Source organism: Azospirillum sp. OGB3 (genome assembly GCF_014192915.1).
GTDB lineage: Bacteria > Pseudomonadota > Alphaproteobacteria > Azospirillales > Azospirillaceae > Azospirillum.
Map to the genome: position 1 here is coordinate 1 of NZ_JACHYN010000031.1, position 15,152 is coordinate 15,152.

Consider the following 15,152-nt stretch of genomic DNA (forward strand, 5'->3'; position numbering starts at 1 on the left):
TCGCCGACCTTGGCCGGCTGGTTGGGGATCGTGACGTTGGTGATCGACGGCGGCGTCGTGTCGGCCGTGCTGTTCGTCACCGACTGGTTGGTGACGAGACCCGGGGCGTTGCTCGCGGTGTCGGTCAGGGTGCCGGTGCCCGGGTTGTAGTCGAGCGTCACCGTCTGGCCCTGGGTGACCGCCGAGGCCAGCGTGAAGGTCAGCGTGGTGGTGCCCGAGCCGCTGGCGTAGGTCGCGGTGCGGTTCTGGCCGGCGACCGTGACGGTCAGGCCGGCGGCGCTGGTCGCGGACATGGCTTCGGCGAAGGTGACCGTCAGTGTCATGCCGTTCACCTCCGCCGAGGCGATGGTCGGCCGGTTCGCGTCGATGCGGTCGGCGCTTTGGCCGATCGCCGTGGTGTAGGGGGTGTTGGAGTTGCTGGCGCTGTCGGTCAGCACGATGTTGACCGGCACGTCCGCGCCCGCCGCGACGTCGGTGCCGCCGCTGGTCACGGTGAAGGTGGCGGTGTAGGTGGTCGCGTCGACCTTGCTCAGGTTGCCGAGCGCGAATCCGCCGACGGTGCTGCCGGCGCCCAGCGTGTAGGTGTCGCTGTCCGACGCCACGGTGATCGTCACAGTCACCACGTCGCCGATCTTCATCACGGCGTCCGGGATCGACACCGCCGTGATCGACGGCGGCGTCGTGTCGGCAACGACCGGCGGCAAGGAGACGTAGGTGTCCGTACCGCTGAGCGTCAGCGTCTGGTAGGGGGTGTAGATGGTCTCGACACCGGACACGAAGACGGTGCCGGCGGTGTCGGTGATGGTCACCACATCGTTGCCGGTACCGCCGATCACGATTTCCAGCCCCTCGACCTGGACCGTGTTGCCGCCGGCGCCGAGATAGACGACGTCGGTTCCTGCGTTGCCGACGATGGTTTCGACGGCCGACACCGTCATGGTGGCGCCCTGGGGGGTGCGCACCGTCACCACGTCGTTGCCGGCGCTGCCGATCAGGGATTCCAGCGCCTCCACCTGGATGGTGTTTCCGCCGGTGCCGAGGACGACGACGTCGTTGCCGGCCCTGCCGACGACGGATTCGATCGACGAAACCGATAGGGTCATGCCGTCGCTGTTGAGCGCGACGACCAGATCGTCGCCGGCGCTGCCGATTATCGTCTCGATCAGCGACACCAGCATCGTGCTGCCGGTGGTGCTCCAGGGGATGCCCCCGTCGCCGACGACCGCCGTCCCGTCCCGGAGCGTGACGTTGACGACATCCTTGCCGCCGCCACCGATCAGGGTGTTGAGACTTGCCACGGTGATGGTGTTGCCGACGTCGAGGAGAATCGCGGTGTTTCGGCCGCCGGTTCCGCCAACGATCGTTTCGATCGACGACACGGCAAGTGTGCCGGCAGTGCTCTGGAGATTGGCCGAGCCGGTCTTGAAGGACATCGTCACGACATCGTTGCCGCTGCCGCCCATGAGGGTCTCAAGGAAGGCGACGCCGATCGTGTTGCCGCCGCTGGCCAGATGGACAACATCATTAACGGAAGTGTTGCTGTTCCCTAGGACGACCTCGATGCCTTCCAGGAACATCGTGTTGCCGCCGGTGCCGCCTATGGTGGCGATGAGGTCCAAGCCATCAGTCCCGATCATTGTCTCCATCAGGGCCACCGCCATGGTGCTGCCGACGGAGCCTGCGGCGTTGATGTTGATGACGTCCTTGCCGGCGCTGCCGATTATCGATTTCAGATAGCCCACCGACATGGTGTTGCCGGTGGTGCCAGCGAGCGTGATGAGGGCGGTGCCGGTGTTCACGCCGAGGATCGTCTCAAGCGATTCCACCACCATGGTGGCACCGGTGGAGGTCAGCAGGACCCGGTCGTTGCCGGAACCGCCGATGATCGTCTCGAGAGCTTGGACCGTGATCGTGTTGCCGCCCGTGCCGGCCAGCGTCACGACATCCTTCCTCTGGCTCGATGTGCCGCCGATGAGGCGATCGAGGTTGGACACGGTCAGGGTCTGACCCTGGGTGTTGAGCCTGACGCCCTGGGTGCTGCCGTTGCCAACGATCCCCGACCAAGCTTCCGTCGAGGAGAAGACGTAGTCAGCGCCAGGCGTGAGCGTCAGTGTTCCACCAGCAGCCATCTCAACCCTCTTGCATCGGTGTTTTTTAGGCTCTGCCGCCACGGCGGCCGGAGCGTCATGGCTCTCGTACGATCGGCCATTACCGCGCAATATCGGGTAATTGAGGTTAAGAAATCATCTACGCTTACTTGCTCATCACTCGAACCGCATGGGCAGATGCGCACTGCGACAAGAAATCGAAGCGAGTCATGGGTTATGCCAAGTCGGATTTGCGAAATAGAGTTGTGGGGGTGGTGGCTGGTCGTTTCAAAATCTCTCACCTCATCGCGCATCGGTTGCTAGTCGTCACGAATTGTGACGGATTACTTCATGGGGAGGGCATGGCAAGATAAGCTGAGATGGACAAAAGGTTGTATAAATTGCCAAGTGGTCGCTTCGCTCCGCGTGGACGTGCGATCACGTCACGCTTCCCAGGGGCGGGTGGTTGACAGCCGCGCAATCAAACGAGCCTATGGTCGCAGCGTGGTCCTGCGGTTCGGCCACGGTGAGCCGAGGGGACAAGGATGGACCACGCACAGGCAATGACCAGGCTGGAAGCCGTTCTCGCGGCCAATCCGCGTGATGGCGGCGCCTGGAGCATGCTCGGCCATCTTCTGCGTCGTGTGGGAAAGCTGGACGGTGCCATCGCCTGCCATCGGCGGGGCTTGGAATTTGCGCCGGAGAACCCCAGCATCTGGAGCAATCTGGGAAACGCCCTGGTGGAGGCCGGCCGGTTCGATGAGGCCTTGGCCGCGCATGCGGAGGCGCTGCGGCTCGAACCGCTCGCCCCGGCCTTTCTCTTCAACAGCGCCGTGGCCCTGCGCAAGGCGGGACGCTTCAAGGACACGCTCGCGATGATCGAGCGGGCGGCGGCGGGCGGAACCGCCACTCCTGAGTTGCGATGGGAGCGGGCTCTCGCGCGGCTTCAGATCGGCGACTACGTCCACGGCTTCACGGATTACGAGGCACGGCGCGGGCTCGCCTCCTACCATGGCCGCCCACCGTCGGAGCGCGCCTGGAATGGCGGCTCGCTCGACGGGCGCAGTCTTTTCCTGTTCACCGAACAGGGATTTGGCGATGCCATCCTGGCGGCGCGCTACATGCCGCTGGTCAGGGAGCGGGGCGGCCGGGTGCTGTACGAATGCCATCCGGAGCTGCGCCGGGTGCTGTCGGGGGTGGGCGTCGACTCTGTCCTGCAACCGGGGAGCCCGCCGCCGGCCTTCGACGTCGAGGCGTCGCAGATGAGCCTGCCGGGCCTGTTCGGCACCACGCCGGCCTCGATCCCGCCACCGGTGACCCTGACCGTTCCGGACTCGTCCCGCGAGAAGGCCGCCCATCGCCTCGGCGCGCGGGAGCCGGGCACGCTGCGCGTCGGGATCGTCTGGTCGGGGCGGGTGACCTTCGCCGACAACGGCCGGCGCGCCACCAGCCTCGCCCGGTTCCTGCGCTTTGCCGAGGTGCCGGGTGTGCGGCTCTACAGCCTTCAGAAGGGACCGCCCGAGGCCGAACTCGCGGACAGCGGCGTTGCCGGCCATCTGGTGACGCCGCTCGGCCCCGAGTTGGACGACTTCGCCGACACGGCGGCGATGCTGGAACAGCTCGACCTCGTCATCATGACCGACAGTTCCGTGGCGCACCTTGCCGGGTCCCTCGGCACGCCGGTCTGGAACCTCGTGCAGTACGTCCCTTATTGGATCTACGGCTTTTCCGGTGACCGCACGCCGTGGTATCCGACGATGCGGCTGTTCCGCCAAGGTCCCGACCAGGATTGGGAACCGGTGTTCGGCCGGGCGGCGGACGCCCTGCGCGACGAGGTCCGCAGCGTCACTGGTCGCCGCGTCGCCAGCCGCTGAAACGCCCTGCGCTCAGCGCGCCGCCGCGGCTTCCTTTCCGCGCCCGAGCCAGGACCGCCACATGGCGCGGTAGGCCGCCTCGACCGCCGCCGCGAAGCCGCGATGGTCGTTGAGGGCCGAGCGCTCCATCCGTTCCGTCATGCCGCGGCGCAACGCGGCCAGGCGCCCCACGTCCCCGGCCAGGGCGACGGCTGCTTCGACGTATCCGGCCTCGTCGGTCGCGATGAACTCGGCCAGCCCGCAGTGCGTCAGCAGGCTGGCGCCCACCCGCGCGACGTGGTGACGGCCGGCGAGCGTGATCACCGGCACGCCCATCCACAGCGCTTCGCAGGTGGTGGTGGTGCCGTTGTAGGGGAAAGGGTCGAGGCCGATGTCGATCCGGTCATAGACCCGCAGATGGTGATCGATCACATCCATCGGGGGAAGCAGATCGACACGGCCGGAGTCCACGCCGTTGCCGATGAACTGTTGGAGATAGCGCGCCCGCGTCGGCGCGTCGGCGAAGGCTCGGCTCTTGAGGATCAGGCGGGCGGACGGCACGCGGACCAGGATGGCCGACCACACCCGCACCACCTCCGGCGTCACCTTGGCGGCGTTGTTGAAGGATCCGAAGGTCACGAAGCCGTTGGCCAGCGCCGGCGGTTCGTCGCGCGCCGTGACGAAGCGCAACGGCTGGAAGGCGAGAAACCCCTTGGGGAGACGGATCAGCCGCTCGGCGTGCCAGGCGTCGGTGAGGCCCGGCGGGTCGGCGACCGCGTCGGTCAGGCGGTGGTCGATCGCCGTCATGCCGGTGGTGTCGGGATAGCCCAGCCAGGCGACCTGGACCGGAGCCGGCTTGCGGGCGAACAGCAGCGGCCGGCTGTGCGCCGTGTGGCCGGCCAGATCGACCAGGATGTCGATGCGGTCGCGCTCGACCAGCGCGGCGGCGGCCGCGTCGTCGAGCGCGACCAGCGACCGCCATCCGTCGGCCAGGTTTCTCATGCGTTCGGTGATCGCGTCCTGATGGTCGGAGGTGGCGTAGCAGAACACCTCGACCGCGCCGCGGTCGTGCTCGCGCAGCAGGGGCTCGATGAAATGGGCGCAGGCGTGGGCGCGGAAGTCGGGCGAGACATAGCCCACCCGCAGCCGCCGGCCGGGGGTCCGGTCATTTGAGAATCGCCGATTCCACGGCAGCAGCGGCCGGGCGTGCCGTTCGTTCCAGTGCGCGTGGGCGCGGGCGATGATCTCGGGCGGCACCCAGGGCGTGTAATGCAGGGCGAACAGCAGGTTGGAGTGCAGCAGTGCCAGATCGGGATGGCGCTCCGTCCCGTTTTGGAAGACCGCGATGGCCTCGGTGATCCGCCCTTGTTCCTTCAGCGTCTCGCCAAGGTTGACGACGGGCTCCGGCAGGTCGGGCTGCGCCTGGATCGCCGCCCGGTAGCAATCCACGGCACGGCTCGAATCCCCAAGGTCGCGGTACACGTCGCCCATGTTGCTGTGGGCCCCGCCCATGCCGGGCTTCAGCCGCAGCGCCCGGCGGTAGGCGGCGAGCGCAGGGTCGGGCTGCCGCTGAGCCTTCAGAAGGTTGCCGGCGTTGAACCAGGCGTCGGCGTGGTCCGGGGACAAGGACAGCGCCACGCGCACCGCCGCCAGGGCCTCCGCCGGTCGGTCGAGGTCGGCCAGCGCGCAGGAGAGGTTGCTGCGGATCGGCGCGTCGTCTGGCAGCGCCGCGACCGCCTGGCGGTAGCAGGCGACGGCTTCCTCCCGCCGCCCCATGCCGCGCAGCAGGATGGCCAGATTGTTGTTGGCGTGGGCGTGTCCGGGATCGTCGCGCAGGATCGCCCGGTAGCCGGCTTCGGCGGCGGCGGGCCGGCCCGCACGATGATGCTCCAAGGCCGCGGCGAAGCTCCGCACCGCCGCCGTGTCGGCCGGGTCCCCCATCAGCGCAGCCCCGCGTCGTCGAGGATGGCGAGCAGCCGGTCCGCCGCGCGGGTCCAGGAGAAGCCTTGCACCAGATGATCGCGGGCCGACGGGGGGCCGGTGTCGCCGCCGCGGATGATGGCGGTCAGGATGTCGGCCGCGGCGCCCTCGTCCGGGTCCCACCAGTCGAGCCCGTGGAATGGCGGGTAGGCCTGTTCGCTGTAGGGCAGGCGCGCGGGGCGGACAGCCGCCGGGATCAGCCGGGCCACCCGGTCGTCGAGATAATCCACATAGGACGAGTGGCGCGGTGCGATCAGGCTCAACCCCAGGGCGCCGGCCTTGGACAGGGGAAGGTCCCAGCCCTCGCCGTGCGACATGCTCCAGTAATGGGTCGCCGACCGCAGCAGCCCCGTCATGTCGGCGTCCGACAGGAGCTGGTTGATCAGCACCACCGGCGCCGCGTCGGCCATCCGTTTCCCGACGGCATCCTCCGTCCGCCGCACCAGATTGCCGAGTTCCGCATTGAAAGCCGGGTTGCTGCCTTTGCCCAGCTTGAGGATGAGCACCGCGTCGTCGGTGCGCGCCGTGCTGCGCAGCCAGACCCGCAGCAGCCCGTCGATGTTCTTGCGGGGAATGAAGTCCGAGACGTTGATAAAGCGGTGCCGGTAGCTGGAGACCAGACGGCCGCGCGGATCGACCATGGTCGGTGCGGAGGCGACGCCGTCGGAAGCCTCCGGATCGACGCCCAGGGGGCAGACCCGCAGGCGATCCTCCGGATAGCCCTGCGCCGCCCAGGCCATGCGGGACGATTCCGTGGGCACGATGACGAGGTCGCTGTTCTCGCACTGGCGCCGCCAAGCCGGCGGTATGCGGGTCCCCTCGAACATCGAGAAGGTCACCGTGGCCAGACCGGGCACCCGCTCGACCGCCAGGGGGATGAGGAAGTTCACCAGGGCCCTGGCGGGGACCGGCGGGTCGAGATTTTCTTCCCGCCAGGATTCGGGACCGGCGATTCCGATCGCCTGGAGGGGCACGGCCCGCTTGCGCAGCGTCCGGACGAAGCGCTGGCAGAAATAGCCGTAGCCCGTGGCGCTTGTCAGGGCGCCGCGGACGGCCAATCCCTTGCGCGCTCCCGGCTCCGACCCGACGGCATGCGCGGCGGCGTGCGCGGCGGCCCGGTACCGGGCGCAGCGCGCTAAGCCGTTGACCGCGTCGGAGACGGTCGGGTCGAGCCGGAGCGTGCGGCCGAAAACTCCGGCGGCTTCGTCCACCCGGCCGAGCCGCAGCAACGTCTCGCCGAGCTGGACATAAGCGAGGCCCCCCTCGGGCGTGATCGCGATCGCCCGGTGCAGGCTGTGCACCGCAGCCACGAAGTCGCCGGCGAGAATCCCGATCAGGCCGAGATTGTACCATTGCACGCTCGGGCGGGGATCGAGCCGGGCGGCGCGCACCAGGAACCGGACGGCCCCATCCAGATCGCCCATTTCCTGAAACACCGTGCCCAACCGGCTGTAGAGGGGCGCGGTCTCCGGCTGCACCGCCGCCAGCGCGCGCAAGGCGCATGCGGCGGCCGGCCACTCCTGACGGTGTTGCAGGACGATGCTGAAATTGGTCAGCGCGGCGGCGTTGCCCGGATCGGCGCGGACGGCCTCGCGCAGCGCCTCCCGCGCCGGGCCGTCCTGGCCGGTCGAGAACAGCGCGGCGCCGAGCAGGTTGAGCGCATCGAAACGCCCCGGCTCGACCGCCAGCACGGCCCGGCAGGCGTCGATGGCCTCGGTCAGCCGCCCGGCGCCGTAGTGCCGGGACGCCACTTCGATTCCGCCCGTCATGGCGTCCGTCATGACACCCCCGCGGCGCGGCGGGCGACCGCGGCGGCAACCTCGTCGGCAATCCGGGTCATCACCCCGTCCCAATCGTTGCGGCGCGTCATGCGGAACAGGCGGGTCTGCGGGTACCAGGGCGTACGGTCGGGATGGCGCATCCAGCGCCAGTCCCCCAGCCACGGCAGGGCCAGGAGCACCGGACGCCCCATGGCCCCGGCGATGTGGCCGACCACGGAATCGCAGGCCACGATCAGGTCCATGGCCTCGATGATTGCGGCGGTGTCGACAAACCCCTCCTCCTCGCCTTTCCCATCCCTGTCCGGCAGCGAAACGATCCCCAGCCGGTCATCGGGCCGCTCCCATTCACCGGGGGCCTCCGCCTTCTGCAGGCTGTACAGCCGCACCCCGGAAAGGTGCGACAAGCGCGCGAAGCCTTCCAGCGGAATCGAGCGCTCGGCCCCCGCGGCGCGCCACTGGATGCCCACCCGGACGTCGCCCAGCCGCCCCGCCTCGGCGATCCGCCGGCGCCAGAACGCCGCCCGCTCCGGATCGGCCCGCAGGTAAGGAACGCCGCCGGGAATCGTCGCCACCGTCGTCCGGCAGCGATGGGGCAAGCTCATCAGGGGCAGCAGGCAGTCGGCTTCGGGGAGCGGCTCGCCGCGCGCCACCAGCCTGTCGATGCCCGGAACGCCGGCGAGGAGGCGCTTGAGCGCAGGCTGGCACTCGAAGACGGTGCGGGCCCCCATCGCCTTGAGCACGGCCATGTAGCGGATGAACTGCACGGTGTCGCCGAGCCCTTGCTCGAAATGGACCAGGATGGTCTTGCCGTCCAGCGGACCGCCGTCCCACGGCGGCGTGCCGGGACAGTCGCGGTTCCACCGCCAGACGGCCTGCCGGCTGCGCCATTCGTATTCGGCCGTGCCCTCCACGAAGTTTCCGGTGGTGAGCAGGCTGACGCCGAGATTCTTGTGATGCTCGGCGGAGCCCGGCTCCAGCCGGACGGCCCGCCGGTAGCTTACGGTCGCCTCCTCCGGCCGGCCTTGCGACAGGAGCGCCGCGCCGAGGTTGTTGTTGGCCGCCGCCGACCCCGGTTCCAGCAGCGCGGCCAAGCGGTAGGCGGTTTCGGCCCGTTCGGGCTCGTCGGCGGCCATTAACGCGTTGCCGAGGTGGAACGCCGCGTCCGGGTAACCGGGCCGCAGCGCCATGAGACGGCGGAGCGGCGCCACCGCCTCGCCGGGCCGATGGCGCTCGATCAGCAGAGACGCCCACTGGAACAGCGTGTCGGCGTCGTCCGGCCGGAGGCGGAGGGCGGCCCGCAGCGCCGCCGCCGCGCCGTCCCGGCGCCCCAGGCCGCGCCGGACCAGCCCCAGGACGTACCAGGCCACCGGATGCTCCGGGCGGATCGCGACCGCCGTCTGGAAGGAACGCGCCGCCGCCTCCAGCGATTCGGCCTCGACATGACGCAGGCCGGAGCCGAAGCACCGGCCGAACGCCTCGCCGGACCCTTCGAACGCCCGCTCGATCACCCGCCCTCTCCATACAATGGTCGACCCGGCAAATGGGTTTGGAAATGCCGCGCCCGATGGTAACCCTTTTCCCGACGAATTCACGTTCCGCACGCCTCCACGACGGTCCAGGGGGCGGCGGCACCGAGGGGGAGCCATGAGCACGGCCCGGCATTTCGCGTCCCCCGCCGAAGCGCTGGGCTACGCCTTGACGCTGCATCAGAGCGGACGGCTCGCCGAGTGCGGCGCGGTGTGCCGTGCGATCCTGGCCGTCCAGCCCGACCACCACGGCGCCTCCTTCCTTCTGGGCGTCGCCGCCTTCGCGCTGGGCCGGGTCGAGGAGTCGCGGCGATGCCTCGCCGTTACCATCGCCCTGAAGCCCGACCTCGCCGACGCCTGCCTCAATCTGGCGCTTCTGCTGCGGCGCCGGGGCCGCCTTGCCGAGGCGGCGGCGCTTCAGGCGCGGGCGCTCCGGCTGGCCTCCGGACAGGCCGACGCCGGGCCGGTCATCGTTCTGGGCGCGATGCTGCGCGAGCTGGGCCGAACCGCGGCGACCCGCGCCGTTCTTCGCCGGGCGGTCGCGCTGGCGCCGGACGACGCCGAGGCGTGGCGCGAGTCCGGCCACGGCCTGCGTGATGGGGGCGAGCTGGCGGCTGCCGCCACGGCCTACGGACGAGCGTACCGGCTCGACCCCAGCCGCACCGAATCCCTCGGCGACCAGCTCCACGCCGCCCTCTCGCATTGCGACTGGAGCGCGTACGACGCTTTGTGCCGGCAGGTTCTGGCGGTCATCGACAGCGGCCGGGGAATCGCCCTGCCGCTGCTCACCCTGCTGATCGACAGCAGCGCGGCGCAGCAGGACCGCGCCGCCCGCCACTTCCACCGCGCGGTGGTGCAACCGGCGGCGCCTCCGCAGGCCGCCACCGTTCCAGCGACGCCCTCCCTTAACGCCCCCTCAGGTGATGGTGGCCGGCTCACCGTCGCCTACCTCTCCGCCGATTTCCACGAGCACGCCACCGCCTATCTGGCGGCCGAGCTGTTCGAACGGCACGACCGCGAGAGCTTCCGCGTCGTCGCCTGCTCCTACGGTCCCGACGATGGCAGTCCAATGCGCCGCCGGCTGGAGGCCGCCTTCGACGCCTTCCACGACGTCCGCGGCTGCGATGCGGATGCGGTGCAGGCGTCGCTCGCGGCCGAGGGCGTCCACATCCTGGTGGACTTGAAGGGCTACACGCGGCATGCCCGCTTCGACCTCCTGGCGCGCCGGCTGGCACCGGTCCAGGTCGCCTATCTCGGCTATCCCGGGACGATGGGCGGCGATGCCTTCGACTACGTGATCGGTGATCGCTTCGTCACGCCGCCGGAGCATCAGCCGCACTATCGGGAGCGGCTGGTCATCATGCCGGACTCCTATCAGGTCAACGACCGGCGCCGGCCGCTGGACGGTCCCGTGCCGGACCGCGCCGCCTGCGGCCTGCCGCCGGACGGTTTCGTCTTCTGCGCGTTCAACGCGCCGTTCAAGATCACCCCGTCGCTGTTCGCGCTGTGGATGCGCGTGCTGGGGCGGGTGCCGGGAAGCGTGCTGTGGCTGCAGCACCCAGGCCGGGCCGGCGCGGACAATCTGCGGCGCGAGGCGGCGCGGCGCGGGGTCGATCCCGACCGCCTGGTCTTTGCGCCGCACAAGCCGCAGGCCGAACACCTCGCCCGCTACCGTCTGGCCGACCTGTTCCTCGACAGCTTTCCCTACACCGGCCACACCACCGTTTCGGACGCCCTGTGGATGGGCCTGCCGGTGGTGACGCGGATCGGCGACACCTTCGCGTCGCGCGTCGCCGCCGGCCTGCTGAACGCCGCCGGCCTGCCCGAGACGGTCACCACCAGCTTCGACGGCTACGAGGCGCTGGCCGTCCGGCTGGCCGGCGATCCGGCGACTCTCGACGGCTACCGTCGCCGACTCACCACCGCGCGGGCGACAGCCCCGCTGTTCGACACCCCCCGCTTCACCCACCACCTGGAAAGCGCCTACCGGACGATGTGGGGCCGCCACGCCGCCGGCCTGCCGCCCGCGTCCTTCACGGTGCCGCCCCTGTAGCAGCCTGCGCCAATGCCGCCCGCACATCGGCGACGACGGACGTCCAGCCGCCCGGCGTCGTCTGCCGGAACAGGCGCATCGTCGGGTACCAGGGGGAGGTGTCGCCGCGTTCCAGCCAGCGCCAGTCGGCATTGTCCGGCAGCAGCGTCCAGACCGGGCGTCCGAGCGCCCCGGCCAGATGGGCCGGCGCGGTGCAGGAGCTGATGACGAGGTCGAGGTTCGTCATGATCGCCGCGGTGTCGGCGAAGTCGGCGATCTCCGCGCCGAGGTCGGTGAAGGACGGCGGCAGCGGCCCGCAGGTCTCCAGATCCCGCCGTCCCGCCCCCTTCTGAAGGCCGAAGACCGTGACGCCCGGAACGTCGAGCAGCGGCCGCAGGGCGCCCAGCCCCGGCGAGCGCCGGCGGTCGTCCTTGAACTTGGGGTTGCCCGCCCAGACCAGCCCGACCCGCAGCCTCTCCCGCGGACCCAGGCGCATCGCCCAGGCCGCCGCCAGCGCCGGTTCGGCGTGCAGGTAGGGGACCTCGGCCGGAACGGTCGCCAGCGTGGTGCCGAAGCGGTGCGGCAGGCTGAGCAGCGCGGCGTGGGCGTCGTGCGGCGGCGTCGCGTCGGACCGGCCGACGACCCCGTCCACGCCGGGGAGCGTGGCGAACAGGCGGACGAGACGATCGTTGCATTCGACGATCACGCGGGCGCCCCGGCGGCGCAGCAACGGCGCGTAGCGGACGAACTGGATGCCGTCGCCGAGCCCCTGCTCGTCGTGCAGCAGGATCGTCAGCCCCTCCGGGTCGCCGCCCTGCCAGACCGGGGTCGGCAGGCCGCGCGGCGTGACCTGGCGGTCGGCCAGACGGGTGCGCCACTCGTACTCCCGGAACCCGGCCTCCAGCTCGCCGCGGAGCAGCAGGCAGGTGCCGAGCAGGGTATGCGCCTCGGCGTGGTCGGGATCGCGGTCGAGGACGCGGCGGCACTGGGCCTCCGCCTCATCGACGCGCCGCAGCTTGCCGAGCACCAGACCGAGATTCAGCCGGGCCGACGTGAAGTCCGGGTCGATGGCCGCCGCCCGGCGCAGGACACGCGCCGCTTGCTCGTCCCCGCCGCTTTGCAGGGAGAGGGCGAGCCCCAGGTTGCTGAGCACGCCAGGCTCGGCGGGGGCCAGCGCCAGCGCCCGGCGCCCGGCGGCGGCGGCCGCGTCGTGGCGGTTCAGGTTCTTGAGCGCGGTGCCCAGGTTGGCGTGGGCGCGATGGTCGTCGGGGGCGAGGCGGACCAGCTCCCGCAGCACGCCCTCCGCCTCGCCGTAGCGTTGGCGCATCAGCAGCGTGTGGGCGAGATGGAAGCGGTGGAAGGTCCCGAAGGGATCGAGGACGACGCAGCGGCGCAGCGGCCCGACCGCCTCCTCCGGCGCGTTGCGGCCGAGCCGCTCCATCGCCAGGGCGTGGAAGGCGTCGATGGAGGCGGGGTCGAGGACCAGGGCGCGGCGGTGCTCCGGCCCGGAGGCCGCAATCGGTTCCTTCGGGACCGGCGGGCCGGCGTCCGGCGAGATCCAGCCGAGCGCGCGGAAATGGTCGATCCGCTCGCGGATCAGGCAGGGAAAGCCGGCGTCTATGGGGACGGGCGCGAGGGTCGTCCACATGCCGGGAACGGCGCCGCCGTCGAAGCGACCGGTGGCGTAGAAGCGGTTCAGCCGTTCCCGGTTCGCCGCCGGGTCCTGATCGAAGGCCGCGATCATCTCGCGATGCGCGAAGGCGTGCAGCTTGGCGCGGAAGCGCTCCACCCCGCCCATCCAGGTGAAGTGCCAGCCGGCGTCCGGGACGACCCGCCCATGCCCCAGCTTGGTCAGGTAGCGGGCGCGGTTGGCGCCGATCCGGCGGATCAGCTCCCAGGGGGCGGCGGCCACCGACACCCAGGGTTCGGGCGACTTGAGGTCGAGGAAATAGAGGAAGATGTCGAGGTGCGGCGCGAACAGCGAGCGGCCGTCGTCCGGCTCCCGGCGCAGCCGCTCCATCACCCAGGGGCGGAGGATCTCGTCGGCGTCCGAGACGACGATCATGTCCGTCGGGTCGCAGCCGTCGAGGCCGCGGGTGATCGCGTTGCGCTGGTGGGCCTCGCGCTGCCACGCGAATCCGCCGGGATCGTCGTCGACGACGACATGGATGATCTTGTCGGCGTAGGCCGCGAAGCGCGCGCGGTTCTCCGCGTAGTGGAGGGGCTTGGGATCGCCGGCGTGGGTGAAGGTCGCCTCGACCAGGACGAAGCGGTCGACCACCGCGTCCAGCTCGGCCAGCCGCACCTCCAGGAGATCCAGCTCGTTGTAGAACTGGAAGCAGTCGTAGATCCGCCGCCCGCCGGGTGGCGGGGCCGCGGGCGGCGGCGTGTCGGTCAGCGTGGTGACGTAGGCGAACCAGGCGTCGAACCCGCGCAGCGTCGTCCAGACGGCCGAGCGGTTCTCCTCCGTGTTGTGGTCGAGCCGCAGGGACTGCTCGACGAGCGCGATCAGCGCCCGCGCCTCCGCCCGCCAGGCGGGCTCCTCCTCGGCCGGGGGGCGGGCGTTCAGGTGGGCGCCCAGCGCGTCGAGCAGGCGCCGCTGCGCATCGGCGAGACTGGCGGTGACCGCCGCCCCCGCCGTGTCCGCTGCGGCGGCGTCCTTCCGCTTGCCTCTCAGCTCGTCGAACCACGCCAGCCAGTCCCCGGCCCGTCCGGCCCATCCCATCCCGGTGGTGACGTGGTCGACCTGTTCGCGAAGCCGGCGGCCGGTGGTCGGGCCATCGTCGCGCCACTGGAGCAGGGCCGTCTGGGCGGTCTCGGCGAATCGGACGGCATGCTCCGCCGGGTCCTCGGGAACCGGGATCAGCCGGGCGAAGCCCGCCGTGGTCTCCGGCAGCGCCCCCAGCGCGCTGGACACGACGAGGCAGCCGGCGGCCAGCGCCTCCATGACGGCGATGCAGGAAGTCTCGGCGAAGCGGTTGGGGTAGGCGAGGCCGGTCGCGCCGCGCAACGCCTCGGCCAGGGCATCTTGGGAGACCGCTCCCACATAGTCCACCCCCTCGGTCTCGCGGCAGCGCTGGTAGAGGGCGCCGTAGGGGTCCCGGTCGGCTGGGACCTGATAGCCGTCCAGGCTGGAGTAAACCCGGACGGTGGTTCCGGGGATCGCCGCCCGCAGGCGTGGAACGCTGTCGAGCAGCACGTCGAGGCCGCGGAAGGGCGTGCTGGTGTAGGCCAGAACCGGCGGCCAGGGCTTCGCCGCCCGGATGTCGGCCCCCGGCGGGAACAGGCCGGAGAAAGACGGGGCGATGCCGTTGCGCAGGATGCGGCAGAGCCGGCGGTCGAGGCCGAACGCCGCGCGATAGCCGTCCATCTGCCAGCGGCTGACGAAGGCGTAGCCGTCCCAGCAGGCGCGCGCCTCCGGCTCCGCGACGCATTGCGCGGCGGGCTGGTCAATGGCGTGCTGCATCCACAGGATCAGCTTCTGCCCGCCGTCGAGGGCTGCGCGCAGCCGGATCAGCGCCTCCGTCGGGCAGCCGTTGAGCAGCACCACGACGTCGAAGGCGCGCATGCCCTCCCAGGACACCGCGCCGGCGGGCAGGCAGCGCACCCCGCGCACCGGGCCGGGCGTCCGGGTGCCGTTGACCAGCGTGACCTCCAGCCCGGCGGCGGCCAGCGCCTCCGCGAGGTAGCACAGCGCCGACTGCGAACCGCCGAGCGGGCGCAGGCGCGGCGTGTCCGGCGTGTAGTCCCCACCCGCCGGGTCGAGAAAGGCGATCTTGACGGTCATGCTAGCTCGGGCTGGATGGCTCGCGCTGAACAGCGGCTCATGCTGTGGATCGGCGTCCGCGTTCTGCTATCCTACCATCCAAGGTCCCGGTCATGAAGGCCAGGGA

General features: G+C 70.7%; 7 protein-coding genes. 2 read left to right on the forward strand and 5 right to left on the reverse strand.

Features of this window, described 5'->3' with window-relative positions:
- On the reverse strand, positions 1 to 2,129 hold a 2,129-nt coding region (locus FHW79_RS30550), incomplete at its 3' end, for a SwmB domain-containing protein (protein WP_247884694.1).
- A gap of 503 nt (positions 2,130 to 2,632) precedes the next feature.
- On the opposite strand from FHW79_RS30550, the gene FHW79_RS30555 reads away from it, so the two are divergent.
- Positions 2,633 to 3,961: a tetratricopeptide repeat protein gene (locus FHW79_RS30555; protein ID WP_183182403.1), complete on the forward strand. Its 1,329-nt coding sequence runs from the start codon at positions 2,633 to 2,635 to the stop codon at positions 3,959 to 3,961.
- A 12-nt stretch (positions 3,962 to 3,973) separates the two neighbouring features.
- Here FHW79_RS30555 and FHW79_RS30560 read toward each other — a convergent pair whose 3' ends face one another.
- Genes FHW79_RS30560 through FHW79_RS30570 form a run of 3 tightly spaced genes read right to left on the reverse strand, consistent with a single transcriptional unit; the run spans position 3,974 to position 9,209 of the window.
- The gene (locus tag FHW79_RS30560; protein ID WP_183182404.1) at positions 3,974 to 5,881 is read right to left on the reverse strand and encodes a glycosyltransferase family 41 protein; all 1,908 of its coding nucleotides are present in this window, start codon (positions 5,879 to 5,881) and stop codon (positions 3,974 to 3,976) included.
- The gene (locus FHW79_RS30565; protein ID WP_183182405.1) at positions 5,881 to 7,701 is read right to left on the reverse strand and encodes a tetratricopeptide repeat protein; all 1,821 of its coding nucleotides are present in this window, start codon (positions 7,699 to 7,701) and stop codon (positions 5,881 to 5,883) included. Before FHW79_RS30565 ends, FHW79_RS30560 begins: the two co-directional genes overlap by 1 nt.
- Entirely contained in the window at positions 7,698 to 9,209 is a 1,512-nt protein-coding gene (locus FHW79_RS30570; RefSeq protein WP_183182406.1) for a tetratricopeptide repeat protein, read from the reverse strand. Before FHW79_RS30570 ends, FHW79_RS30565 begins: the two co-directional genes overlap by 4 nt.
- 136 nt (positions 9,210 to 9,345) lie before the next feature.
- Between FHW79_RS30570 and FHW79_RS30575 the strand changes: the two genes are divergently transcribed.
- Complete coding sequence (locus FHW79_RS30575; protein WP_183182407.1) at positions 9,346 to 11,280, forward strand: tetratricopeptide repeat protein; 1,935 nt, start codon at positions 9,346 to 9,348, stop codon at positions 11,278 to 11,280.
- Here the strand turns inward: FHW79_RS30575 and FHW79_RS30580 are convergent.
- Entirely contained in the window at positions 11,261 to 15,046 is a 3,786-nt protein-coding gene (locus tag FHW79_RS30580) for a tetratricopeptide repeat protein (protein WP_183182408.1), read from the reverse strand. The genes FHW79_RS30575 and FHW79_RS30580 overlap by 20 nt on opposite strands.
- Between the last annotated feature and the right edge of the window lie 106 nt (positions 15,047 to 15,152).